The organism is Burkholderia sp. R-40, from assembly GCF_049942845.1.
Lineage (GTDB): Bacteria > Pseudomonadota > Gammaproteobacteria > Burkholderiales > Burkholderiaceae > Burkholderia > Burkholderia ambifaria.
Genome location: NZ_CP187968.1, coordinates 1,708,103 through 1,731,113, shown reverse-complemented (window position 1 = coordinate 1,731,113; position 23,011 = coordinate 1,708,103). Strand labels below are relative to the sequence as shown.

The window sequence follows — 23,011 nt, the reverse complement described above, 5'->3', positions numbered from 1 at the left end:
GCGACACGATGACCAGCCTTCATGAATCCAGCATCATCATCGACGGCCTGAACATTTCCAAGTTCGAGCGCTCGGTGTTCGAAGACATGCGCAAGGGCGGCGTCACGGCCGTCAACTGCACGGTCTCCGTGTGGGACGACTTCCAGAAGACGATCGACAACATCGCGGAAATGAAGCAGCACATCCGCGAATACAGTGAAATCCTCACGCTGGTGCGCACGACGGACGACATCCTGCGCGCGAAGAAAGAGAACAAGACGGGCATCATCTTCGGCTTCCAGAACTCGTATGCGTTCGAGGACAACCTCGGCTACATCGAAGTGTTCAAGGAACTCGGCGTGAACGTGGTGCAGCTCTGCTACAACACGCAGAACCTCGTCGGCACGGGCTCCTACGAACCGGACGGCGGATTGTCCGGCTATGGCCGCGAAGTGATTCAGGAGATGAACCGGGTCGGCATCATGGTGGATCTTTCGCACGTCGGCGCGAAGACGTCGTCCGACGCGATCGCCTGTTCGAAGAAGCCGGTCACCTACTCGCACTGCTGCCCGTCCGGCCTGAAAGAGCATCCGCGCAACAAGACGGACGATCAACTGCGCGAGATCGCGGAGGCCAACGGCTTCGTGGGCGTCACGATGTTCATGCCGTTCCTGCGGCGCGGTGCCGACGCGACGATCGACGATTATCTCGAAGCGATCGAATACGTGATCGACGTGATCGGCGAAGACAAAGTCGGTATCGGCACGGACTTCACGCAGGGCTACAGCACCGAGTTCTTCGACTGGATCACGCACGACAAGGGCCGCTATCGTCGTCTGACGGACTTCGGCAAGGTCGTCAATCCGCAAGGTATCCGAACGATCGGCGAATTCCCGAACCTCACGGCCGCGATGCAGCGTGCCGGCTGGAGCGAATCGCGCATCAAGAAGGTGATGGGCGAAAACTGGCTGCGGGTATTCGGGGAAGTCTGGAACGGTTGAATTCCCCAAATATCAACGCACCCGCCATGCACCCGCAACTGCCCATCGACGTCGATCCGGATACCGGTGTCTGGACGACCGACGCGCTGCCGATGCTGTACGTGCCGCGCCACTTCTTCACGAACAATCATGTCGCTGTCGAACAGGCGCTCGGCCGCGAAGCCTATGCGTCGATTCTCTACACGGCCGGCTACAAGTCGGCCTATCACTGGTGCGACAAGGAAGCGACGCAGCACGGAATCGGCGGCATGGCCGTGTTCGAGCATTATCTGAAGCGGCTGTCGCAGCGCGGCTGGGGCTTGTTCACCCTCGTCGAGGCCGATCCGGCAACGTCGCATGCGCGCATCCATCTGCACCATTCGTCGTTCGTCCTGGCCCAGCCCGACAAGCACGGCAAGCTGTGCTACATGTTCGCGGGCTGGTTCGCCGGTGCGATGGACTGGGTCAACGACACCGCGGCCGACCCGGCTGCCAAGGGCCCGCGCGCGCACTCGGCCGAAGTCCAGTGCGCGGGCGAAGGACACGAGTGCTGCGTCTTTCAAGTCGGATGAGTGTTCGGCAAGCGCTACAATCCGGCAGGAGCGAACCTGCCCGATAGCCTTGGTCCGAACGCGGTTCGGGCCCGTCGACACGATGCCGAACATGACCGACACGACGCCCCGTCTCGATTACGAAGATCTCTTCCGACATCTGCCCGTCGCGGCGATCGTGGCCAGGGAGCGGATCATGGTCGAGTGCAACGAGATGGCGCTGCAACTGTTCAGGGCGACCCGCGACGACATCATCGACCAGTCGTTCGCGAAGCTGTACCCGCAGCAGAAGGACTTCGCTACGACCGGCCGGCGCCTCGCGCCGCTGCTCGCGAAACATGCCGGGTTCAGCGACGATCGCATCATGCGCCGTGTCGACGGCAGCCATTTCTGGGTCACCGTGTGCGGCTTCGGATACAACTCGAAGCGGCCGTTCGAGCTGGCCGTGTGGACCTTCACCGATCTGTCGGAGAGCGCAAAGCATCCCGACGTCACGAGCACGCTGACCGATCGCGAGCGCGACGTCGCGGCATTCCTGGTTCACGGCCTGACGAGCAAGGAAATCGGCAAGGAGCTGAACATCAGCCCGCGCACGGTCGACATCCATCGCGCGAGCTTGCTGCGGAAGTACGAGGTGCGCACGACGCATGATCTGATCGCGTGCTTGCTGGCGTGAAGTGCGTGCGGGTCAAAGCATCAGTGCTTCATTTCCCGGACGCCGACCTGACGAACTCCGCCAGATCGTGATTGAAGCGATCGGGTTCCTCGATGAACGGTGCGTGACCCGCATCGACGTACACTTTGCTCTGGATGCGAGGATTCAACGCCGTCGCGCGAGCCAGCGTCGTGGGCGTGTCGACCAGCGCATCGCGGCCGCCGTATATGAATAGCAACGGCACGCGTGTCTTGCTGAGCGCCTCGGCGGCAAACACCGTCATCGTCGGAATTTCCTTCTGCATGTCCCACGATGCCAGCGCGGCGTTGGCGAGCAATCGGCTGAAAGTGTCGGCATCCGGACGACGGTTAAAGCACAGCCCAATGAAGGTACGCTCGCCATCGAGATGTGTTTTCAGGTCCGGCGAATTCATGTCCCGATAGACCGCGGGATGATCAACGATCTGACCCGGCGCGAGTTCGACGACACCATCGACGTATACGGCGCCGGCGATGTTGTCATCGCCATACGTTGCGAGGTAGTTCGATATCACCACACCGCCAAGCGACCAACCCACCACAACGGGTTTTCTCGCATGCGAGCCGTCGATGACTGCTTCGAGGTCGTCGGCCCACCGGCGTCCATCGTGATACGGCGTGGCGCCAGATGGTTTATCCGACAGGCCGTGGCCGCGCAGATCGTAGGTGATGATCCGGTATTCGCGCAATTCGGGGCTTTGCACTTGCGCTTCCCAGTTCAGGCGACTGCCAAGCAAGCCGTGAATGAAAATGACTGGTGGGCCGTTGGGGTTGCCGCTTTCCTGAACCGAAAGCCTTACACCATCCTTCGATGTAACCATATAGCTTGTCGGAGCAGCGACCGTAGCAGGTATCGCCGCAAATAACGTTGCCGCGGAGACTGCGGCGGCCAGCAGGTATCTGAGCATTCGGGTGAGCATGAAGAAGGCCTCAAGGTGAATCGTCCGGCCATTCTGAACCCTGACACTAATGTCAGAGTCAAGCGCTTTGTGCTAGTCTGCTTTTCATGAACAAGATGCCCTCGAAGGAACTGCTGACTATCGGAGAAGTTTCGCAACGCACCGGCGTAAGCGTGCGATCGATCCGTCACTACGACAAACACGGTTTGCTCGCGTCGGTGCGCGCGGACAATGGATACCGGATGTTCCCCGACAGGGCGGTCACGCAGGTCAAGCAGATCCGGCGCATGATCGCGACCGGTTTCACCATTGAAGACATTCTCGGCTTCCCGGACTGCATGCTTCTGATCGAAGGCGCGCGTTCGTGCGACCAGATCACCGATATCCAGCGGCAACGCCTCGAAGCTATCGATCGTCAGATCGCGGATCTCGAACGACGTCGCAAGAGGCTCGTCAAAACCTTGTCAGAAGGCGCGGTTCCGCCGGTCGAGTGAGACGTGCGTTCGAATGGATGAACCTGCGGCACACGAGTCAATCGTCGAACCGTCGCATTCTGCGCTGACTTCTTCTAGCAAAGGTCTACGCGAACGGCCGTTGTATTCTTCCGTGCCGAGTTGAGCGACAACGAGCGCCGGCGGAACGGCTTCTCTCTGCTAAGTTGCAGACGTTCAGGGTCCGCTAGCTGTGGGGAGACGAACGGCGCTTTCCGACCCAAACCCGTCCTCTAATCCTCCGCGCCATACGACCGCTAACAAGCATCTTCGGCCAGCTGCCGCATCGCTTTCACACCCCGACTTCGCCGAGCAAAATTCGGCTGAAGTCAGTACGGAATACAGGACCCCGCACCCATCGGTCGGGGTCGGGCTTATTCTGCTCGGGGGAACGATCCTCGATACGGTTAGCCTGGATGGCCGGGCTCACGATTACTCGCCGCGGCCCGAAACAAGGCTTGCATTGATCCACGATGCCACGTCGGTGACCGGAATGGCGTGGCGTTGGTTGAACGTCCCACTCTTGTCCCATGCGACACCGCGCCCTTGAGCAAAAGCCGCACGATACTTGCGCATCATATTGTTCGGGTCGCGCGCCAGCTCATCCAGCAGATACCGCTCGCTCCACACCGAACGGCTGAACGGCCGGCCGAGGCCCGCTTGCAGCTTGTCTGCAACCTCCGCGTAAGTCACGGTGTCGCCGGCCAGATACACGATCTCGTTCCGGATACGGGGTTGGGCGAACGTGATCGCGGCGGTCAGCACACCGATATCATCGGGCGTCGTCAGCGTCACGGCGGTGTCGAGGCTGCCCAGCGCGTGGACTTCGTCGTTCTGCAGGTCGACGACACCGAATTCCGGCTCGAACAGGTAGCTCATGAACATGCCAGTCGAGATGATGACCCACTCGGTCTCGTGCTGACTGCGCAGCAACTCGCGCACGTCCAGCTGTGCGTCGAAGATGTCCTGCGGACTGCCGCGGCCGATCACGTCGAAATCGACCCCGAACTGCCACGGGAAGTACCGCGGGATGCGCGCCTGCAACGCAGCCCGCGCCAACTTCATCGGCGTGTCGATTCCGGCTGTAATGCCAGCGCAACCGATTACCGTGTCATATCGCGCAAACAAGGCGGCGAGCTCGTCGACGGAGCTCTTCACGAAATCGCCTACGACGATCTCGATCCCGAGATCTCGAATCTCCGCGATATCATGCCGCTTGGCGGGTGCGCTGGACTCGACGGCGCTCGCGCGCAGTAGCACGCTGATCTTCGCGCCCGCGATGTCCCTCGCTCGACGCGCAAGATTGCGTAGCACCGGGAGGCCGAGTTCGCCAGCACCGAGCACGAGAATGTTTTGAGACGTAGCGTTAGGATCTGTTTGGTTCATCGTCTAGCCTGCTAAGGAATGCGTTGCACGCAGTCTAGCGGTGCGTGGACGTGTATGAAAGAAGGTACATGCGTGATACTGGGAGCCAGATAGTTGGACCGAGACGAACTTCTTCAATATTCGCAGACCGTATGCGACGGCCTGCGAGACGATGATGACGGGCTGCGGCGGGAGGTGCTCGCACACGCCGGAAGTCGTTGGTCGCTCGGTGTCATCCACACGCTCGGCGTGTACGGCAGGCTGCGCCATGCCGAAATCGGCAGGCGCATGCATGGGGTGACTCAGCGGATGTTGACGCGCACGTTACGACAACTCGAACGGGACGGCCTGGTGCTCCGTCACGATTTCGATGAAGTGCCCCCTAGAGTCGAATACGAGTTATCCGACACGGGCATGGACCTGCTCGTTCGCATGGTCCCGTTGTGGACCTGGATCGTCGAGAATGCGGACCGCTTCCGAGAAGCGAGGCGGAGTTTCGACAGCCAGCACCCCGACGCGAACTCGTAGCTTGCCGGTCGTTGATTTGCAAACCCTACTTCCCTGGCGGGGAGAAGGATTGGAGCCTCTCAATTGGGCCGCCGAAGCAGGACGGCACATTTCGACAGGGCAGAGTCTGATAGCTGAGCGGAACTGACGTTCGAATGTCCGCCCGAGAGCGCGGTCGAGCGACCGCAAGTGGCCGGACTCGGCCGGCCGCAGCCACGGCGGACTGCGACTGGCTCAACCCGGCGAGGGGGCCTGTCGTCTTGCTCCGAAGCAGACGCACAGCGTCGGTGTCGAGCGCTGAGTTAGCCTGTCGTGTACCAATATAAAAGTACATATTCGTCATCCGTCTCACATAAAAAGCATTCTTCAACACCGATAAATTTTCGGTTCGACGAAATACGTCATCTCTATTTTTACCGGCGGAATAAAGCCCAATATTTCAAGAGATGGAAAACACAGGAATTCGCCGGGTTTTACATATCGCGGCATCCGCAACGCGCGCTCGCACGGATGGATTTCAAGATCGATCAGGGGGGCCTCTCCCCATTCAATATCCACTGCGAGGTCGCGCAATGACTTTACCAAGAACTCCGTATCATTTTCGAAGTCCTTCTTTTGCCCATGTATGTAATAGCTGCCTTCAGTCTCTCCGTCAGCACGGTCAAAAAACAAAAGATTTACGCATCCACTTGGCGCACCATTTTCAAACCTAGATATAATTTCTTCCGCGACCATGGAGGCCATCTCCCGCTGGAAACCCCATCACTGGGGCAATTTCAAAGTACGGGTCAGCCTCCTCTTTATCTTCTTCGACTCACTCCGATCATGGCTTTGGCTGGGATTCTGCTAAATCGGAATTCGGCGTGTGCGCCGACGACTTACGTAACGATTGTCAATGAACCGGACATCGATGTCGACAGTCCGGTTCTGGCCGGAAGCCGCCCGATGCGTTCGGCTGTAGCCGACCTATTGCGGTCCTTCAATGAGTCTCGAAGCGGCCGTTCGATGTGCCGTGCGAGTCCACTGCAGATTTACATTTACCCGTCTTGTTCCGGCTTGAAGAACCGGACCTCGAACACGTCTTTGGTCTCCCTCACCAAGATTTTTCGTCCACAGTTCCAGCATGTGAGCAGAAGTTCCGACCGCCGGATGAGATCAGAGATCAGGTCACCTGCGCTTTTTGCGACATGATCGTCATCGAGGAACTCTTCCGTCGCGAGCAGAGATATGCCTGTTCCGCAAAACAGGTTTTTGTGAACGAGTTGATCACACTTGCATCGGACCCATGAGCCCACCTCTTATTCCCCTTCACGCCTAAAAGCCGCGTCTAAATAATGCACAGTACTCGTTCCGGCTGCCCTTCGCCTGGCGGCGCTGTCGAACGTCTGAAGTTGGCCGATAGCCGTCCTCGGGGGCTCGATATTGGCACGCATGTCAAAATACTTCAAACGAACACCAGTCAGGCACAAACGCCTCGAAGACAAAAAAGTCGTCGATGTATGTCAGCCCAAGCCGCTCCAGTGATCTCGTACACTCGTCGGCCGCATCACCCCCAAAGAACGGGCCAAGTGATATAAGGCTATCGGATGCGTCAAAATATTCCCGAAAATTGAACTCGGCCAGAACCGTGGATAGCTCGACGTTCTTGGCCGCTAGCGCAGCCCGTCGGACAACGATCCCGAAATCTCTCGAAACTTTCATCGTTATTGACCAAAGGCAAGCAGGTGCTCAAGATTGTCTGCGATTTAACCCTCTTGATCGAGCGTCTGAAACTGGCCGACAAACGCCCCTCATCGGGCCGCTACACACCGAAGAACGCCAGCCCTGCCAAGACGACGCCGATCGCGGCAGCACCCATCGACAGGCGTTGCATCCATTTCCGCCGCGTGAGAATCGTGATCGCAGCAAGCGCGATCGAGATCTGGATGATGGTAGTGGCCTGCGCCCAACGATGGTGCCGGTGTAGCCGCTCCTCGCTCGCAGCATTGCTTTTCACGACTTCTTGCTCGAGCACTTCGGCGCGATTGCGGATCGGCTCCTTCTCTTCGCGATACCGCGCCGCGTCCGCTTCGAAACGCTTTCTTTGCGGCGACGCTTCCTGGCTCAAGGCCGCACCGAGCTCGGCTAGATTCTGCTTTTCGCCCTTCGCTTGGTAATAGGCCCACAGGTTAGCTGCCTCGGTTTTCTGGATCGCGGCCTCGTTCTTGTGCAGCAGCGCGAAATTCTCGTCCGCACCGCTCTGGTATGCGGAAATCGCGCCGATGCAGGCCAGGACAGCAGTCATCACGGCGATGCGCGCCGCTCCGTGGTCTTCTCCATGCGCCGCATGGTGCTCTACTGCATGATCGTGCGGGCCGTGAACTTCGAAATCTTCTGGCATAACAAGAACGTTCGCATGAGTTGAAGGGCTTATACGCGGTTCCCACGCACGTGAGGAGCGGGCAGCAAAGTGGTGGCCCTATCGCTGGGTCGCAGCTCAGTTGGGGCAGTCAGTTCGTGCGAAAGTGTGAACGAACGGACAATCGTCTGCGGAACCTCACGCTGTTTGAACGCCGATTCCGGCCAAAAGGGCGACGGTTCGACATTGTGCATGAATTGCCATCTCCCAAGTGTGAGTCGGCAGTAGCCCACTCTGAGACGACGTGGGGGTTCTGGCGGTTCGAACGGCCGGTTCCGAAGAGGTACTGGCGCCCGATTGTCATGACCGCGCCGCGAACAAAGGTCGCCTTCTGGCCGAACCCGGTCTGTTCGCATCGGGGTGGCGGGCGACTGGCGGCCGCCGAGCCGAAGCGGTCGGTCGGACCACTCGCAAGCAGACGCACACTCGATCGATGCTGAGTGACAGTAACCACGGCCTAAGGTATTTTCGCTCGCCACGAATAACCACCGTTCTTCTCTATGAACAGTCGTATTACATTCTTTTGCGCGCTCTTCGCTCCTATAGTGCTCGGCGCCTGTGCGTCCCCTCAATCGAACCCAACCGCTTGGCAGCCTGATAGGGAAGCCCGAATTCGCGTGTATTGGGGTGCAACCGTATACTTTCACTACAACACGGCTTGTACGCCGAAGCAAGGGCTTTGGGGTGGGTATCCTGAACCCAGCCGCCTGGTATCTAAGCCAGGACTTTCCGCAATGGTCAATAAAACTGTCGGGATGCCCTTACCTTCTGATGCCTATCGCTATTATCAAGAATGGATTGTTCCTGCCGGCCAACCGTTGACAATTAGCGCTCAAATCACTGAGACGACCATGATCAACGCCCAAGCTTACTGGGTAACCTATGCACCAGGTGCTGGCACTTTTGTTCCGCAAGCTGGTCGGGATTATGAGGTCTTGATAAGTGGCCCCGGTTCCGCGCAGATTCATCTGCGACGTTTGCTCGCCGACAATGCAGGAGTGGCAACGGAGCCCGTGCACATCTCTGAAGCGCATGCGTGCAACTGAGCTTCTTCGAGTATTCGTAATAGCGACCGTTCGCTCCTGCCCGAATGCCGACCGCCTCCCGGCCCCCCACCCATAACCCCCAAAGAACAAAAAAAGCCCGGCAAAGCCGGGCCAATCAGATTGAGACACAAGGAGAATCCCGCCCACCCCACACCGGGCGGTCACGCCGCGCTACACGACGTTCTTTTCGACGATCGGCCGGTTTTCGAGCACGCGCTCCCAGCCGAGCGACGACAGGTCGAGCGATTCATACCGCCCGCCCAGAATCAACTCACTCACCCCACGCCCGGTCGCGGGCCCCTGCTGCAGCCCGTGCCCGCTATAGCCGTTCGCGAACACGACGTTATCGAGCTCGGGGTGATACCCGATGATCGCGTTGTGATCGAACACGTTGTACTCGTAGTACCCGGACCAGCAGTTCTCCACGCGCAGCGCTTCGAACGCCGGCACGCGATTCGCGAGCGTCGGCCAGATCACCTCGTCGAACAAATCGTGATCGACCTCGTCGAGCGGCAGATCGTCCGGATCGCGATCCGGGCTCGGCGACGTCCCGCAGATATACGTGCGCCCTTCCGGCCGGAAATACACGCCGGTCGGATCGATCAGCAGCGGACACCCGGTGAGCTGCGCCGGCGACGACACGTTGAAGATGCTGCGACGCCGCGCATACACGGGAATGTCGATGCCCATCATCGACGACAGCGTGCGCGTCCACGCGCCCGCCGCGTTGACGAGCGTGTCGCACGCGTAGCGCTCGCCGTCGCTCGTCATCACATGCGTGACCTTGCGACCGTCGCGAACCACGCCGGTCACGTCGGCCGGCACGTAGCGCGCACCCAGTGCCTGCGCCTTCTTGCGCAGCGCCTGCACGAGCCCATAGCCGTCGAACCATCCTTCGCCGCTCGCGCCATAAGCACCCGACACGAGATCGTCGACGTTCAGCCACGGAAACTTCGCGCGCAGCGCATCGCGATCCATCAAGCGGATATCGGCCCCGAGCTTCGTCTGCAGCGCATGGTTCTCGCGCAGCGTTGCATCGCCTGCCGGCGTCGCGAGGAACAGGTAACCGCCTTCGTGCAGATCGATCGACGGCCGCGTGCCGTCGACCTCGAGCCGCTCGCCGATCGTGCGCAGGAAGTCGATCCCGAACAGCGACATCTCGATCGACAGCGGCGTGGAGAACTGCTGGCGAATCGATGCGGCCGACAACGCCGACGACGACCTCGCATAGGTCGGATCGCGTTCGATGACGGTCACAGACACCGTCGGATCGGTAGCACGCAGGAAATAGGCGATCGAGCTGCCGATCACACCACCGCCGACGATGACGACTTGAGAACTCACGACTGACTCCAGTTACACGTGAAAGGCGCGGCCAGCCGGCCGCGCCCGAAGGTTGTTCGTGCCGCGTCGCGCGCGGCGCCGGGCGTGCGGACCGCCCGGCGAATCGCCCCGACATGCGCGGCGACCGCATTCGATCGCCTTGGGTATTTCAGCACGTTGGGCGTCGCCGCGAAAGTCCGCGCGCGTTCGGGTATTCAGTCCGCCGTTTGCGTGGTGACGGGCTGCCACGCGGCGTTCTTCACTTCATACAGCGTCGAGCTCGGGTTCTTCAGGTCGCCCGTGTTCGTGAACGCAATCGTGCCGGTGATGCCGTCGTAGCGCGTGCCCTTCAGCGCGCCATTGAAATCGGCCGGCTTCGTCGAGTTCGCCTTCTGCATCGCGTTGATCGCGATCCACGTCGCGTCGTACGCGAACGGCGCATACGCGAGCATGTCGACGCCGTACTTCTGCTTGAATTTCGTTTCGAACTGCTTGCCCTTCGCGAGACGCGACAGCGGCTGACCGTACTCCCACACGGACGCGCCTTCGGCCGCGTTGCCGGCGAGCTTGATGAAGTTCGCGTTCATCACGCCGCCGCCCGCCAGAAACTGCGCGCGGATGCCGAGCTGGCGCATGCGCTTGACGAGCATCGCGGACTGCGCGTCGAGGCCGCCGAAGAACACCAGGTCGGCATTCGTGCTCTTGATCTTCGTGAGCTGCGCGCTGAAGTCGACGGCCTTGTCGTTCGTGAATTCGCGCGCGACGATCGTGCCGCCGTTCGCCTTCGCGGCCTTCTCGAACTCGTCGGCTTCGCCCTGGCCGAACGCGGTGCGGTCGTCGATGATCGCGATGCGCTTCGCCTTGGTCACGCTCGCCGCATAGGCGCCGGCGTTGCCGGCGTTCTGCGCGTCGGTGGCGATCACGCGGTACACGGTGCCGAGCCCGGCGCGCGTAATGTCGGGATTGGTCGCCGACGGCGTGATCATCGGAATGCCGGCCTTCGCGTAAATCTTCGACGCGGGCAGCGTCGTGCCCGAATTGAAGTGGCCGATCACGACGGCCACTTGCGCGTCGGTCAGTTGCTGCGCGGCCTGTACGCCGATGCGCGGATCGCTCTGGTCGTCCTGCGACGCGACGACGAACTTCACCGGCTTGCCGCCGATCGTCGTATGCGCGGCGTTCGCCTCGTCGACGGCCATACGCACGCCGTTCTCGATGTCCTTGCCGTACGCGGCGCCGCCGCCCGTCAGCGGCACGGCCACGCCGACCTTGACGACCGTCTCCTGCGCGTGGGCCGCGCCCGTCTGTAACGCGAGGATCGCGGCGGTCAGTGCAATGCCGGAAAGCGAACGAATGCGGAACGTCATCGGCCAATCCTTCTTGTATGGGTCGGATGCGCCGCACGACCATCGCGCGGCGGCGACCTCCCGCGTGCCGGTGAATTCTGCTGTCGCCGGAGCTGCGCCAAGGCGCATGGCTTGCCGGGCGATCACCGCGGTTCCGTCTCCGAAGAACCTGTCAGCGCGAAAGAGGTGAACCGATTGTGGGTAGCCAATACGCGTGCAGCAAACGAAATATCGGAACTACGTTGTGAGGAATTGTCATCAAGTTCCATCTGCACGGACGGCGCCGGCCCGCGCGATGGCGGGCCGGGAAGGAGAAAGATCGGGCGGAATGCGCGAAAACGCCTTCGAATCAAGGCCGCGCGGGGTGATGCCGATGGAGAATCATCGCTACGTCACACGGCGTCGACACAACGCGCGATGAGTCAACGGCGCTCAGTGCCGGTCGCTGCCCGTATGACGGCGCACTTCGTCGGCCGCTTCGCCGGCCTTCTCCTGGATCTTGCCGGCCTGCTGTTCCGCCACGCCTTCCGCCTCCGTCGCGCGGTCGCCCGTCACCTTGCCGAGTGCTTCCTTGACCGAACCTTTCAGTTGTTTGAGCTTGCCTTCGATGCGATTCCTGTCCATGGTCGTCTCCTGCAACGAATTGGGGAGAGAGCCGACGGTGCCGCAGCCCGCGTCGCCCCGCCGAGTGGACAGGATCGCAGCCGCGCGCCACGCGCGGCAGATGCGGATGCACCAGCCTGCATGGTGCATTCGCACCGATGGGGAGACGGCCCGCGCTCGGCGTCAGCCCTTGACGTTCGCGCCGCCCTTCTCGGCGCCCTTGTCGCCACGCGCGCCGTTCGCATCGGCCGCACCGACGATCCCACGCTCGCGCGCCCACACGATCGCCTCGCCGCGGCTATGCACGTCGAGCTTCGCGTAGATCGTCGCGACATGATTGCGGACGGTGTTCGGCGCGAGCCCGAGGCGGCCGGCGATCTCCTTGTCGGCGAGGCCGTGACACAGCAGGTCGAACACGTCGCGCTCGCGCGCGGTGAGATCCGACAGCTGCGCGCCCGCGTCCGGCGCATTCTCGCGCCGCACGTTCGCCAGTTTCTCGATCAGCGTGCGGCTGAACCACGACGCATCCTGCATCGCGGTCTCGATCGCGTAGACGAGCTCCATCTCGGTACGCTTGCGATCGCTGATGTCGAGCAACGCGATCAGCAGGCAATCCTGCCCGTGAATCGCGACCGGTTCGGCCGACACCACGCAATCGCGCACGTCGCCATCGCCCGTGCGGATCTGCACGTCCGCGTTGCGCACGTTGCCGTCGCGCGCAAGCGCACTGTCGATCTGCTGGCGCGCACCGCGCTCGGCCCACAGCCCGATCTCGTCCGCGGACTTGCCGAGCAGATCGTCGCGCGCATGGCCGGCCATCGCGACGAAGGCGTCGTTCACGTCGAGCAGTTCGAAGCGGTCGGCCGTGACGATCGCGGTCGCGACCGGCGCCATCCTGAACGCCTTCGCGAAGCACTCCTCGCTCTGCCGCAGCGCGAGCTCGGCCTGCTTGCGCGGCTCGAGATCCATGAACGTGAACAGCATGCACGCTTCGCCGTTCATGTCGATCGGCTGCCCGGCGACGACGACCGCCTTGGTGCCGCCGTCCGCCCGCTTGAGCACGGCCTCCATCTGCGGGATCGTCGCGCCCTCGCCGAGCCGCTCGATCGCGAGTTCGCGATGTTCGGCCTGATCGAGCACGTCGACTTCGTAGACGGAGCGGCCGAGCACGTCGTCGCGTGCGTGGCCCGTCATGTCGAGGAAGCCTTGATTGACCTTCACGTAGCGCAGGTCGTCGAGCCGGCAGATCACGGCCGGCGCCGGGTTCGCGTTGAACGTGAGCTCGAAGCGCTCCTCGGCGCTCGCCCATTCGGTCGCGTCGTGCAGCACGAGCGCGAGACAGTCGGGCTCGCCGGCAGCGTTCGTCAGCACGAGGCTGCGGATCCGGTGGACCCAGCTCACGTTCTCGTCGGCGGCCGATTCGACTTCGACCGTCACGTCGCTGAACTCCTCGCCCGCGATCACGCGATCCATCGGATAGTGGCCGTCGCCTACCGGATTGTTGTTCCGGTAACGCAGCCGGAAGCGCTCGCGATATTCGGTCACGTCCGCGCCGAGCGCGTCGAGCTCGGTCACGCCGTGCATCGCGAGCGCGGCCTCGTTCGCCCACACGATGCGCTGGTCGGGTTCGATGAGGATCACGCCTTCGGTGAGCCCCGCGATGATCTGGTACAGCTGACGCCGGTCGGTATGCGACTTGAGCGTCTGTTCGTTTACTCGATCGTCCATTGAAGGGTCGTCCACGTCGTGTGCATGGTTGCCGGTTCGGCTGCATCCGCGCCATCAGGCGCCGACGTGCGCCGGCCCGGCGCGTGTCGCGATGGTCGCGTGCCGTCGCTGCGCTCGGCACGCCTGGATGCACCATGCGCAATAGTACATTCGCGTGCCACGCCGCCAGCGTGCGCTATCCCGCCAAGCGGCGCGCATGGCGGCACCCGCGCATGCCATCGCGCCTCGCACGTCTATCGGCGCATTTCCCGTTCCCGCTCGGCCGTTCCGTCCCCGTGCAAACGCACTAGGCAACCCGGTGAATTTGCGCGATGCATGCGTGCGTTCGCGCCGGTACGCTGGTACTGCATCGGCGCTCACGCGCTGAACTACTGCAGAGGAGGACGACCCGATGAAGCTGCATCAGACACCTGATCCGACGCGGCCCGAACCGGCTCCGGACCATCCGCCCGAACCGTCGCCCGGCACCGACCCGCCTGTGCCCCAACCACCCGACGTACCGCGCCCGGACATGCCGCCGCGCGAGCCGGGCTACGACACGCCGATCGCGCGATGACGCGATAACGCGCGGCGCGATCCGCATTCGCATTGCACTCGCATTGCATTCGCATTCATTCACTCACGCCACTCGAAGGAGAACATCAATGAACAAGACCTCGCACCTTTCGACGCTGCTCGCCGTCAGCGCGGCTTTCCTGCTCGCTGGCGCACCGCTCACGACCGCGTACGCACAGGCGTCGTCGACCGAGAAATCCATGAAGGCCGAATCGGATCAGCCCGTGACCGATACATGGATCACGACCAAGGTGAAGAGCGAACTCGCGACCACCAAAGGCGTGAAGAGCACGGACATCGACGTGAAGACGGTGGACGGCGTCGTCACGCTGACGGGCGTGCTGCATTCGAAGCTCGCGGTCAAGAAAGCGATCGCCGTGACACGCTCGGTGAAGGGCGTGAAGCACGTCGACGCATCCGGCCTGAAGGCGAAGGCCTGAGGTGTCACGCGGCCTGGCGCCGCACTTTTCTCCCTTTACGACAGGAGCACACCATGAACGAAGACAAGATCAAGGGTCAGTGGAAGCAGTTGTCGGGCAAGCTGAAGGCCAAGTGGGGCAAGCTGACCGACGATGACCTGGCCGTCGCCGAAGGTAATCGCGACTATGTGGTCGGCAAGATCCAGGAGCGTTACGGGATCGCGCGCGACGAAGCCGAGAAACAAATGAAGGAGTTCGATCGCGAGCTGTAACGCGTCAGTCTCCTCACACGCCGCGACGCGTCCCGCGTCGCGGCCACGCGGAGGACCACGACATGGGCAAGTATCTGATCGCATGGCTGTTGGGCGTACCGCTCGGCGTGCTGGTGCTGTTCTACCTGATCACGCATCTGTTCTGACGCTCGACGCGCTCATGCAACGCAAAAGGGCCGGCGGCTGTCATCAGCCGCCGGCCCTTTTGTCTTGCGTGCGTCGCGCTTACTTCGCCGCGTTCGCCGTCATCTTGAAGATGCCCTGCGCGTTGCCCGCGTCGAAACGCAGGTCCGTCACCCAGCGCCGCGCCGCCTGGTCGAACGTGCGACGGCGCGTGATGAATTCATAGAACGAGCCCGGCACGTTGCGCTTCACCGTGCCGCCGTCGCGCGTGCGGAACTCGCGCTCGACGATGTCCGCGCGATACGCGGTCTGGAACACGCGGCCCGAACGCGAGCGCTCGACTTCCGGCTTCATCGGCCGCCCCTTCGCCTTCTCGTCGTCGGACAGCTTGAACACATCGGTCACGCGATCGGTCGCATGGTTGAACGCATTGCCTTCGGTCGCGATCCATGCCATCTCGGCCGATTCGAGCAGCAGCGTTTCGTAGTCGAGTTCGTTCGGCACGTCGTGCTGGCGCGCGAACGCGCCGACGATCTCGGGCAGCAGCGCATGCGCGGCGTCGAGCGGCAGCCAGCCTTCGCGCTCGATCTCCCACAGCAGCGCGACGGCCGCCGGCGACAGCGGATCGCGCGACGAGCTCACGACGTTCGTCACGGCCTGCTGGAATTCCTTCGAGAACCGTTCCGGATGCAGTTCGCTGACGAAGAACTGCGCGATCTCGTCCGGCGCGTCTTCATGCGCGTACGCGCGGCCGGTCATGCCGAGCTTGTCGAGCGGATAACGCCCGTTCAGGCGGAAGCCGAGCGGACGCAGGATCCGCGTGAACGCGGCCTCGCCCGGCGGCAGCGCACCCGTGTGCGGCCAGCGCACCGTGCGCAGCGCGCCGTGGTCGAAGTAGACCGAACCGCCGTTTTCGATGGCTTCGGCGGTGTACGCGCGGCCATTCGCCGAACGCTCGAGCAGCCCTTCGAACAGCGCCATGTTCATCGCCTGCGCGATTTCCGCGCGCGTGACGACGTCGGTTTCCCATTCGTCGAGGATGGCCGGCATGTTCAGGGTCGCGAACAGGGCGTCGGTCTTTGCCTGTCCCAGCAGCTTCGTCAGCAGGCTGTCGATATTCGGATTGCGCATCAGGATTCTCGTGTCGGGGGATCGCCGGCAAAAACGTGCCGGCATCTCGGTTGGCCGGCCGCCCAGCGGGCGCCTGACCTTGCGTGGGATGCATTATTCAAAGGGTTGCAGCCGGGCGTAAAGCGAGATTAAATTGACATGTGATGAGTTTTTGGAATTATTCACGGTTCCCGCACGCGTTCGCCGGCCCGCTTCAGGCGGCTCCTTCGTCAGACAAATTCATGCGCAAATTCAAGATCCCCAACATGGGTGCGCTCGTGGCTTTCGAAGCCGCGGCGCGCCACGAGAGCTTCACGCACGCGGCGAAGGAGCTGTTCCTGACCGAAAGCGCGGTATCGCGGCAGATCGCGACGCTCGAAGCGAGCCTCGGCGTGCGGCTGTTCGCGCGCGTGAAGCAGCGCGTCGTGCTGACGCGCGCCGGCAAGCTGTACGGAACGCAGGTGCGGCGCGCGCTGGAGGCGCTCGATCGCGACACGCTGTCGATCATCGCGCACGGCAGCGGCGGTGGCTATCTGGAGCTGGCCGTGCTGCCCACCTTCGCGTCGCACTGGCTGATCCCGCGCATCAAGAGCTTCTACGACCGCACGCCGGACGTGCGCGTGAACATGGGCAGCCGCACCGACCTGTTCTCGTTCGAGGACACGCACTTCGAAGCCGCGATCCATTACGGCAAGCCGACCTGGCCCGGCACGTCGTCCGACTATCTGTTCGGCGAGGAAGTCGTGCCGATCTGCTCGCCCGCGCTGCTCGACGGGCCGGTCGAACGCGTGGAGGATCTGCTCGCGTATCCGCTGCTCCACTCGACGACGCGCCCCGGCGCATGGGCGCAATGGTTCGAGACGCACGGCGTCGAGGACATCCGCACGATGCAGGGTGTGCGCTACGAACTCCACACGATGCTGATCAGCGCGGCCGCGGCCGGGCTCGGCATCGCGCTCGTGCCGAAGTTCTTCGTCGAGGAGCAGTTGCAGCAACTCGGCCTCGTCGTGCCGTGCGACGCGGCGACGGTCGGCGATTCGGCGTACTACCTCGTGTATCCGACGGAGCTCAGCCACAGCAAGCCGCTGGAGTCGTTTCGCGCGTGGTTGCTGGAACAGGCGAGCGCGTATGCGGCGCCGGGGCGGGACGGGGAGGAAGACGATCTCGATGCGGAGGATGACGAAGACGTCGAATGATCGCGGCGTACCGCGACAGGTCCGGTGCGCGCCGGGCGGGCAACCCCGACCCGGCGCTCCGGGCAGCCGACCTCGCTTCGGCAGCGCGGCGGCACCTTCTCTCGTTTCTTCACTGCTTATGTTTTCTCTCAGGTCCCCGGGCAATTTTTCTGCGCCGCGCGTGGCCATTATCCGCCCAAACCGGCCGCCGTGAAACGTTTGCGAACGCACCGATCGGCTTATTTCCGGCATTTGGAAACAGTCCTACAGAATGCTTACGCATCGAACGATCGCGTTCGGTAAATGTTGCAATCGGCTCGGCGTTCCTTTTAAATGGAACTGGTTCCAATCCGGGTTTCGGCCACACCATCGCGTGACGTAGCGTGACGTCACGACGTGCGCGCGTCATCATGCCGATTCAAGGATCGAGGATCATTCAGCTCAGGATTCCGCATCGCCCGTCCTTTCCGGACACCTGTCAAACGAGACCGTCATGCCCGATTCCGCCTCCCTGCAGCAGCTATTTCCCGCCTATCAAGACATCCCCACCGAGTTCCGGCTCGCCGCCCCGATCCATCAGCGCGTGTCGCTGGTCGACGGCGAGTTGCGCCCGTGGGACGGCACGACCAAAACGGTGCTGTCGCCCGTGTGCGTGCGCCAGCCGGACGGCAGCGTCGCGCAGATGGAGATCGGCAGCTATCCGGTGATGGGCGAGACGGAAAGCGACGCGGCGCTCGACGCCGCGGTGCGCGCGTACGACTCGGGCCGCGGCGAGTGGCCGACGATGAAGGTCGAGCAGCGCATCGCGTGCATGCAGGACTTCATCAAGCGGATGGTCGCGCAGCGCGAGCTGGTGGTGAACCTGATCATGTGGGAGATCGGCAAGAGCCTCGCCGATTCGCAGAAGGAGTTCGATCGCACCGTCACGTACATGACGCAGACGATCGACGCACTGAAGGAGCTCGACAACGCGAACTCGCGCTTCGTGATCGCGGAAGGCACGATCGGCCAGATCCGCCGCACGCCGCTCGGCGTCGTGCTGTGCATGGGGCCGTACAACTATCCGCTGAACGAAACGTTCGCGACGCTGATCCCCGCGCTGCTGATGGGCAACACCGTGGTGTTCAAGCCGCCTCAGTACGGCACGCTGCTGTTCGAGCCGCTGCTCGAGGCGTTCCGCGACGCGTTCCCGAAAGGCGTGATCAACACGATCTACGCGCCGGGCGCGGTGGTCGTGCCGCACATGCTCGCGTCGGGCAAGATCAACGTGCTCGCGCTGATCGGGTCGAGCAAGGTCGCCGATCACCTGAAGAAGCAGCATCCGAAGTCGCACCGGCTGCGCGCGATCCTCGGCCTCGACGCGAAGAACGCCGCGATCGTGCTGCCCGACGCCGATCTCGACCTCACCGTGAAGGAGTGCCTGCTCGGCGCGCTGTCGTTCAACGGCCAGCGCTGTACCGCGCTGAAGATGCTGCTCGTGCATCGCTCGATCGTCGACGAGTTCCTGAAGCGCTTCACCGCCGCGCTCGAACAGCTGAAGATCGGCATGCCGTGGGAGAAAGGCGTCAGCATCACGCCGCTGCCGGGCATGCATCGCACCGCGTACATGACCGACGCGATCGACGACGCGAAAGCCAAGGGCGCGCAGGTCGTCAACCACTCGGGCGGCGAGTTCAGCAAGACGCTGTTCTATCCGGCCGTCGTGTATCCGGTGTCCGAAGGCATGAAGCTGTATCGCGAGGAGCAGTTCGGGCCGATCATTCCGGTCGCGCCGTTCGACGACGTCGAAACCGCGCTCGACTACGTGACGACGTCGGACCACGGCCAGCAGGTCAGCATCTTCGGTTCGGATCCGGCGCAGATCGGTGCGCTCGTCGATCCGCTCGTGAACCAGGTCTGCCGCGTGAACATCAACTGCCAGTGCCAGCGCGGGCCGGACGTGTTCCCGTTCGCGGGTCGCAAGGACTCGGCGGAAGGCACGCTGTCGGTGACCGATGCGCTGCGCGCGTTCTCGATCCGCTCGATGGTCGCGGCCAAGCAGACCGAAGGCAGCAAGCAGCTGCTCGATTCGATCGTGTCGGATCACTATTCGAAGTTCATCAACACCGGCTTCATTTTCTGAAGCAAGGTGCCCGGAACAAGCCGCTGCCCGCGCCGGTGCAGCGGCTTTTTTGCGCGTGCGCGGCACGCGCGGACGGGGAACGCCGACGCGGCGCTGCGCGCGCCACCGTTTCGCGCCGCGCCGCCCTATACGTTCGACGCCAGCAACCGGACGCCCGCCACGCCGAACACCACCGCGAGACATGCTTCCATCGCGCGCCGGCCGCGCACGTACAGCCGGCGTGCGCTATCGGTCGAGAACACCAGCGCGTAGCCGCCGAACACCACACATCCGATCGCGATGCAGCCCGGCACGACAGCGCCGTGCGACGCGCCCGCGCCGTTCGACGAGAGCGCGACGATCGAGACCCACACCAGGATCGCTTTCGGATTCGTCAGGTGCAGCATCGCGCCGCGCGCGTAGAGGCGCGACAGGTTCTGCTCGGGCGCCGCCTTCAGCGTATCGGCCGATCTGGCCGACCACGCGGTGCGGCCCGACTTGAACGCGAGCCACAACAGATACGCGCCGCCGAACAGCTTGATCGCGACCAGCAGCTTCGACCATGCGAGCAGCGCCGCCGACACACCCAGCGCGGCCACCGTCGCCCAGAACATCGATCCCGAGATGACGCCCAGCGCGAACGCGAGCGCCGCCTTGCGGCCATGGTTCGCGGCGACCGACATGATCGCGAGATTGCTCGGGCCGGGGCTGGCCGTGCCGATGAAATAAGCCGTGTACGCGAGCAGCAGGTTGGCCGAGAAGAAGGCGTGGACGCTCATGTCGAACCTCGCAGGGATGATGCGGAGATTGTTCGCAAACACGGCGCGGCTGCCCATGCACAATTGTCCGGTTATTCGCAGGGCCAGTTGGATCGCGCGGGCGACGTCGGTTGGATACGCATACGCATTGGGATCGCCTCGCGCGGAAACGTCTCGGATATGAAACATCCGGCGCAGGTGCCGCGACATTCGATGGTGCGGCGGACGTGGTCGCGGCGCGCGGCACGCAGCCGCCTGCGGCGGCGGGACGCCGCCGACACACAGGCGTCGCGCCATGCCGGCGATCCGTCGACCGAAACATGCAACCGGTTTCCACCCGGCGTTACGTTACATCGCTGAAGCATTTCATCCGTCCGGGCCCTGATGCGCGATCGATCGCGACCGCGCGCAGCGTATGGACCCCTTCGTCGATTTTCCACGCAAGCCAGCACCGGCGGGACGCGATGACCGCGGCCGCGCCCCGCGTCGACATGGCTCGACACTCGGATCGCGCCGCTGGTACGAAACCTGCATTCGCATTGCAGCGACAACCGCGTCACCGGACGGCGCGGACATGAACCGGATCGCGATCCGTCCAGCGGATACGCCCGAACGATCCACGCAAGCAACGAGGCTCCCCATGGATGCGCTGCCCAACTCATCCGATACGTCGTTCCAGCTCTTTCTCGCGAAACTGCTCGAACAGCCGCAGCTCGAATGGACCGAAAAACAGCAGATGGAACTCGAGATGGCACGCTCGCTGTCGACCCAGATGGTCCACTTCGCCGAAGGCATGCGCGGCGGCAATGCGGACCTCGCGCGCTGCCTCGTGCTGCTGCGTTACGCGAAGGTGCTCGACTTCATGCTGACGTCGCTCGCCGCGCGCCGCGACATTCATCCGCAGACGCTGCGCACGCTGTTCCGGCTCGCGAACCTGAAGGTCGACGATGCGTATCCGGTCTGAGCCCGCATCAGGCCGCACGACGCATCGCCGTCGCGCCTAACGCGCCGCCCGCCCCGCCATCCACTTGCGGTAGCGCCGCGTCTGGCACTGCGCGGCCATCTGCTGCGACACCAGCGCGCGCAGCGCCTTGTTCTTCCAGCGGATCGGAGGCCGTCGAGGATTGCGCGGGCGCCGCGCAACGCATGCTCGACAAGCTAGGCAAGGAAGCGGCTGAGTCGGCGCCGGCACCCGAGGCGGTGCCGCATCCGCGACTGATGCGCAAGCGCGCATGACGCGCCCGGCCGGATGGATTTGCTTACGTCGCAGGTAATCGACGCGCGCCGCCCGCGCGCCGATCATGGCCGCATCGATCAACGAATCGATCGACGCATTGCATCGACACCCCGGAGCCCGCCATGACCGCCTACGCCATCGCCCACCTGCACGACGTTCACATGTGCGACGACATCGTCGACTACCTCGAGCGCATCGACGGCACGCTCGCGCCGTTCGACGGCCATTTCGTCATTCACGGCGCACGGGCCGACGTGCGCGAAGGCGAGTGGCGCGGCGACCTGATCGCGATCGCGTTTCCCGACCTCGACACCGCCCGCGCATGGTACGAATCGGACGCTTACCAGCAGATCCAGCCGCTGCGCGCGCGGCACGCAAGCGGCCCGTTGATCCTGATCGACGGCGTGGATGAACGGCACAAGGCGACTGACATCCTGCGCTGAGCCACGCCGTGCGCGGCGCTTACTTCGCGTTGCGCTCCATCGGCTCGCCGACGACGAACCCGCCGCCCTGGTAGCGCTGCGCGGGATCGTCGTAGTCGGCGGTCGGCGCGGTGAGCGGGAACATCCCCGCGAACTGCGCGGAGCTGTCCTGCGGCCGGAAGCCGAGAAAGCCGGCCTTCGTGTTGTCCCACCACTTCACCGGGTTGTCGGACACGCCGTAGACGATCGCGTGCCCGACGCGGTTCGTCAGCAGCGAGCAGCGCACGAGCTCGATGAAGTCGCGATAGCTGAGGAACGTCACGAGCATGCGCGGGTTCTTCGGCGCCTCGAACGACGAGCCGATCCGCAGGCACACCGTCTCGATCCCGAAGCGGTCGAAGTAGTAGCGCGACAGCGACTCGCCGAAGCACTTCGTCACGCCATAGAGACTGTCCGGGCGCTGCGGCGAATCGGCATCGAGCACTTCCGTGACCGGATGGAAACCGATCGCATGGTTCGAGCTCGCGAACACGATCCGCTTCACGCCGTGCTTGCGCGCGGCTTCGTACAGGTTGTACGTGCCGGTGATGTTCGCATCGACGAGATCGTCGAACGGCGCGTCGACCGAAATGCCGCCGAGATGGACGATCGCGTCGACGCCGTCGACGAGTTCCATCACCGCCGGCCGGTCGGCCAGGTCGACGACACGGGTTTCTTCGTGCGGGGCCGCGTCGTCCAGCGCGGCGATGTCGCTCACGCGCACGACGTCGGCCCAGTTCGCCAGCGCGCCGCGCACCTGGCGGCCGAGGTTGCCGGCCGCGCCGGTCAGCAGCAGGCGCCCGAACGGCTTGCGTGCGCCGGTGGATGAGGCGTTCATCGAGTCTCCTTGAATCTGTCCTGAAGGGTGTCCGGGAAGTTGCCCGAAGTCGG

Annotated in this window: 24 protein-coding genes; 13 read left to right on the top strand and 11 right to left on the bottom strand. The window is 63.2% G+C overall.

Going from position 1 to position 23,011, the window contains the following annotated elements; translation table 11 throughout:
• The first annotated feature begins 8 nt into the window (after positions 1-8).
• From ACP26O_RS24170 to ACP26O_RS24160, 3 genes are all read left to right on the top strand, one after another.
• On the top strand, positions 9-980 hold the full coding sequence (locus ACP26O_RS24170; protein WP_175666092.1) for a dipeptidase: 972 nt from the start codon (positions 9-11) through the stop codon (positions 978-980).
• Positions 981-1,006: 26 nt separating this feature from the next.
• A complete protein-coding gene (locus ACP26O_RS24165; RefSeq protein WP_175666091.1) occupies positions 1,007-1,531 on the top strand; it encodes a DUF5943 domain-containing protein in 525 nt (174 codons plus the stop codon).
• An 82-nt stretch (positions 1,532-1,613) separates the two neighbouring features.
• Positions 1,614-2,186: a PAS and helix-turn-helix domain-containing protein gene (locus tag ACP26O_RS24160; RefSeq protein ID WP_175666090.1), complete on the top strand. Its 573-nt coding sequence runs from the start codon at positions 1,614-1,616 to the stop codon at positions 2,184-2,186.
• Positions 2,187-2,214: 28 nt separating this feature from the next.
• Here ACP26O_RS24160 and ACP26O_RS24155 read toward each other — a convergent pair whose 3' ends face one another.
• Positions 2,215-3,123 (bottom strand): alpha/beta fold hydrolase, encoded by a 909-nt coding sequence (locus ACP26O_RS24155; protein WP_175666089.1) that lies wholly within the window; start codon positions 3,121-3,123, stop codon positions 2,215-2,217.
• An 86-nt stretch (positions 3,124-3,209) separates the two neighbouring features.
• Here ACP26O_RS24155 and ACP26O_RS24150 point away from each other — a divergent pair, with 86 nt between their 5' ends.
• Positions 3,210-3,596: a MerR family transcriptional regulator gene (locus ACP26O_RS24150; protein WP_175666088.1), complete on the top strand. Its 387-nt coding sequence runs from the start codon at positions 3,210-3,212 to the stop codon at positions 3,594-3,596.
• Between the two features lie 429 nt (positions 3,597-4,025).
• Here the strand turns inward: ACP26O_RS24150 and ACP26O_RS24145 are convergent, their stop codons facing one another.
• Complete coding sequence (locus ACP26O_RS24145) at positions 4,026-4,979, bottom strand: aromatic alcohol reductase (RefSeq protein WP_175666087.1); 954 nt, start codon at positions 4,977-4,979, stop codon at positions 4,026-4,028.
• A gap of 93 nt (positions 4,980-5,072) precedes the next feature.
• On the opposite strand from ACP26O_RS24145, the gene ACP26O_RS24140 reads away from it, so the two are divergent.
• On the top strand, positions 5,073-5,486 hold the full coding sequence (locus ACP26O_RS24140; RefSeq protein WP_165752447.1) for a winged helix-turn-helix transcriptional regulator: 414 nt from the start codon (positions 5,073-5,075) through the stop codon (positions 5,484-5,486).
• Positions 5,487-5,831: 345 nt separating this feature from the next.
• On the opposite strand, the gene ACP26O_RS24135 is transcribed toward ACP26O_RS24140, so the two are convergent.
• Together ACP26O_RS24135 and ACP26O_RS24130 are read right to left on the bottom strand one after the other, a co-directional pair.
• Positions 5,832-6,200, bottom strand: coding sequence for a hypothetical protein (locus ACP26O_RS24135; RefSeq protein WP_175666086.1), 369 nt, complete (start codon positions 6,198-6,200; stop codon positions 5,832-5,834).
• 1,066 nt (positions 6,201-7,266) lie between these two features.
• Positions 7,267-7,845 carry a DUF4337 domain-containing protein gene (locus tag ACP26O_RS24130; RefSeq protein ID WP_175666085.1) on the bottom strand — a complete coding sequence of 193 codons (579 nt, stop codon included), beginning with the start codon at positions 7,843-7,845 and terminating at the stop codon, positions 7,267-7,269.
• Between the two features lie 752 nt (positions 7,846-8,597).
• Between ACP26O_RS24130 and ACP26O_RS24125 the strand changes: the two genes are divergently transcribed.
• Positions 8,598-8,909 (top strand): hypothetical protein, encoded by a 312-nt coding sequence (locus tag ACP26O_RS24125; protein WP_175666084.1) that lies wholly within the window; start codon positions 8,598-8,600, stop codon positions 8,907-8,909.
• A gap of 171 nt (positions 8,910-9,080) precedes the next feature.
• On the opposite strand, the gene ACP26O_RS24120 is transcribed toward ACP26O_RS24125, so the two are convergent.
• From ACP26O_RS24120 to ACP26O_RS24105, 4 genes are all read right to left on the bottom strand, one after another.
• The gene (locus tag ACP26O_RS24120; protein WP_006749577.1) at positions 9,081-10,253 is read right to left on the bottom strand and encodes an NAD(P)/FAD-dependent oxidoreductase; all 1,173 of its coding nucleotides are present in this window, start codon (positions 10,251-10,253) and stop codon (positions 9,081-9,083) included.
• Between the two features lie 194 nt (positions 10,254-10,447).
• Positions 10,448-11,599 (bottom strand): branched-chain amino acid ABC transporter substrate-binding protein, encoded by a 1,152-nt coding sequence (locus tag ACP26O_RS24115; RefSeq protein WP_175666083.1) that lies wholly within the window; start codon positions 11,597-11,599, stop codon positions 10,448-10,450.
• A gap of 411 nt (positions 11,600-12,010) precedes the next feature.
• Positions 12,011-12,202 carry a CsbD family protein gene (locus ACP26O_RS24110; protein WP_105831675.1) on the bottom strand — a complete coding sequence of 64 codons (192 nt, stop codon included), beginning with the start codon at positions 12,200-12,202 and terminating at the stop codon, positions 12,011-12,013.
• A gap of 162 nt (positions 12,203-12,364) precedes the next feature.
• Positions 12,365-13,909, bottom strand: coding sequence for a helix-turn-helix transcriptional regulator (locus ACP26O_RS24105; RefSeq protein WP_138849947.1), 1,545 nt, complete (start codon positions 13,907-13,909; stop codon positions 12,365-12,367).
• A 391-nt stretch (positions 13,910-14,300) separates the two neighbouring features.
• On the opposite strand from ACP26O_RS24105, the gene ACP26O_RS24100 reads away from it, so the two are divergent.
• The 3 genes from ACP26O_RS24100 (at position 14,301) to ACP26O_RS24090 (ending at position 15,155) form a co-directional block, all read left to right on the top strand.
• Entirely contained in the window at positions 14,301-14,465 is a 165-nt protein-coding gene (locus ACP26O_RS24100; RefSeq protein WP_006749573.1) for a hypothetical protein, read from the top strand.
• Positions 14,466-14,553: 88 nt separating this feature from the next.
• A complete protein-coding gene (locus ACP26O_RS24095) occupies positions 14,554-14,904 on the top strand; it encodes a BON domain-containing protein (RefSeq protein ID WP_011660170.1) in 351 nt (116 codons plus the stop codon).
• A 53-nt stretch (positions 14,905-14,957) separates the two neighbouring features.
• Positions 14,958-15,155, top strand: coding sequence for a CsbD family protein (locus ACP26O_RS24090; RefSeq protein WP_011660169.1), 198 nt, complete (start codon positions 14,958-14,960; stop codon positions 15,153-15,155).
• Between the two features lie 225 nt (positions 15,156-15,380).
• Here ACP26O_RS24090 and ACP26O_RS24085 read toward each other — a convergent pair whose 3' ends face one another.
• Complete coding sequence (locus ACP26O_RS24085) at positions 15,381-16,409, bottom strand: DUF1338 domain-containing protein (protein WP_175662722.1); 1,029 nt, start codon at positions 16,407-16,409, stop codon at positions 15,381-15,383.
• 221 nt (positions 16,410-16,630) lie between these two features.
• Here ACP26O_RS24085 and ACP26O_RS24080 point away from each other — a divergent pair, with 221 nt between their 5' ends.
• Positions 16,631-17,584, top strand: a complete 954-nt coding sequence (locus tag ACP26O_RS24080) for a LysR family transcriptional regulator (RefSeq protein WP_006749569.1) — start codon at positions 16,631-16,633, stop codon at positions 17,582-17,584.
• A gap of 472 nt (positions 17,585-18,056) precedes the next feature.
• Positions 18,057-19,685 carry an NADP-dependent glyceraldehyde-3-phosphate dehydrogenase gene (locus tag ACP26O_RS24075; protein ID WP_175666082.1) on the top strand — a complete coding sequence of 543 codons (1,629 nt, stop codon included), beginning with the start codon at positions 18,057-18,059 and terminating at the stop codon, positions 19,683-19,685.
• 125 nt (positions 19,686-19,810) lie between these two features.
• On the opposite strand, the gene ACP26O_RS24070 is transcribed toward ACP26O_RS24075, so the two are convergent.
• Complete coding sequence (locus ACP26O_RS24070) at positions 19,811-20,443, bottom strand: LysE family translocator (RefSeq protein WP_175662720.1); 633 nt, start codon at positions 20,441-20,443, stop codon at positions 19,811-19,813.
• 619 nt (positions 20,444-21,062) lie between these two features.
• On the opposite strand from ACP26O_RS24070, the gene ACP26O_RS24065 reads away from it, so the two are divergent.
• The gene (locus tag ACP26O_RS24065) at positions 21,063-21,386 is read left to right on the top strand and encodes a hypothetical protein (RefSeq protein WP_006749566.1); all 324 of its coding nucleotides are present in this window, start codon (positions 21,063-21,065) and stop codon (positions 21,384-21,386) included.
• A gap of 395 nt (positions 21,387-21,781) precedes the next feature.
• Positions 21,782-22,102 carry a DUF1330 domain-containing protein gene (locus tag ACP26O_RS24060; protein ID WP_175666081.1) on the top strand — a complete coding sequence of 107 codons (321 nt, stop codon included), beginning with the start codon at positions 21,782-21,784 and terminating at the stop codon, positions 22,100-22,102.
• A gap of 19 nt (positions 22,103-22,121) precedes the next feature.
• Here the strand turns inward: ACP26O_RS24060 and ACP26O_RS24055 are convergent, their stop codons facing one another.
• Positions 22,122-22,958 carry an NAD-dependent epimerase/dehydratase family protein gene (locus tag ACP26O_RS24055; protein ID WP_175666080.1) on the bottom strand — a complete coding sequence of 279 codons (837 nt, stop codon included), beginning with the start codon at positions 22,956-22,958 and terminating at the stop codon, positions 22,122-22,124.
• Positions 22,959-23,011 lie beyond the last annotated feature (53 nt).

Bases quoted from the DNA above. Each gene is read 5' to 3' on its own strand.
- ACP26O_RS24160 (WP_175666090.1), top strand. From the start codon at position 1,614: ATGCCGAACATGACCGACACGACGCCCCGTCTCGATTACGAAGATCTC.
- ACP26O_RS24155 (WP_175666089.1), bottom strand. From the start codon at position 3,123: ATGCTCACCCGAATGCTCAGATACCTGCTGGCCGCCGCAGTCTCCGCG.
- ACP26O_RS24115 (WP_175666083.1), bottom strand. From the start codon at position 11,599: ATGACGTTCCGCATTCGTTCGCTTTCCGGCATTGCACTGACCGCCGCG.
- ACP26O_RS24105 (WP_138849947.1), bottom strand. From the start codon at position 13,909: ATGGACGATCGAGTAAACGAACAGACGCTCAAGTCGCATACCGACCGG.
- ACP26O_RS24145 (WP_175666087.1), bottom strand. From the start codon at position 4,979: ATGAACCAAACAGATCCTAACGCTACGTCTCAAAACATTCTCGTGCTC.
- ACP26O_RS24075 (WP_175666082.1), top strand. From the start codon at position 18,057: ATGCCCGATTCCGCCTCCCTGCAGCAGCTATTTCCCGCCTATCAAGAC.
- ACP26O_RS24170 (WP_175666092.1), top strand. From the start codon at position 9: ATGACCAGCCTTCATGAATCCAGCATCATCATCGACGGCCTGAACATT.
- ACP26O_RS24125 (WP_175666084.1), top strand. From the start codon at position 8,598: ATGGTCAATAAAACTGTCGGGATGCCCTTACCTTCTGATGCCTATCGC.
- ACP26O_RS24085 (WP_175662722.1), bottom strand. From the start codon at position 16,409: ATGCGCAATCCGAATATCGACAGCCTGCTGACGAAGCTGCTGGGACAG.
- ACP26O_RS24065 (WP_006749566.1), top strand. From the start codon at position 21,063: ATGGATGCGCTGCCCAACTCATCCGATACGTCGTTCCAGCTCTTTCTC.
- ACP26O_RS24110 (WP_105831675.1), bottom strand. From the start codon at position 12,202: ATGGACAGGAATCGCATCGAAGGCAAGCTCAAACAACTGAAAGGTTCG.
- ACP26O_RS24070 (WP_175662720.1), bottom strand. From the start codon at position 20,443: ATGAGCGTCCACGCCTTCTTCTCGGCCAACCTGCTGCTCGCGTACACG.
- ACP26O_RS24150 (WP_175666088.1), top strand. From the start codon at position 3,210: ATGAACAAGATGCCCTCGAAGGAACTGCTGACTATCGGAGAAGTTTCG.
- ACP26O_RS24090 (WP_011660169.1), top strand. From the start codon at position 14,958: ATGAACGAAGACAAGATCAAGGGTCAGTGGAAGCAGTTGTCGGGCAAG.
- ACP26O_RS24135 (WP_175666086.1), bottom strand. From the start codon at position 6,200: ATGGTCGCGGAAGAAATTATATCTAGGTTTGAAAATGGTGCGCCAAGT.
- ACP26O_RS24055 (WP_175666080.1), bottom strand. From the start codon at position 22,958: ATGAACGCCTCATCCACCGGCGCACGCAAGCCGTTCGGGCGCCTGCTG.
- ACP26O_RS24095 (WP_011660170.1), top strand. From the start codon at position 14,554: ATGAACAAGACCTCGCACCTTTCGACGCTGCTCGCCGTCAGCGCGGCT.
- ACP26O_RS24165 (WP_175666091.1), top strand. From the start codon at position 1,007: ATGCACCCGCAACTGCCCATCGACGTCGATCCGGATACCGGTGTCTGG.
- ACP26O_RS24130 (WP_175666085.1), bottom strand. From the start codon at position 7,845: ATGCCAGAAGATTTCGAAGTTCACGGCCCGCACGATCATGCAGTAGAG.
- ACP26O_RS24080 (WP_006749569.1), top strand. From the start codon at position 16,631: ATGCGCAAATTCAAGATCCCCAACATGGGTGCGCTCGTGGCTTTCGAA.
- ACP26O_RS24100 (WP_006749573.1), top strand. From the start codon at position 14,301: ATGAAGCTGCATCAGACACCTGATCCGACGCGGCCCGAACCGGCTCCG.
- ACP26O_RS24060 (WP_175666081.1), top strand. From the start codon at position 21,782: ATGACCGCCTACGCCATCGCCCACCTGCACGACGTTCACATGTGCGAC.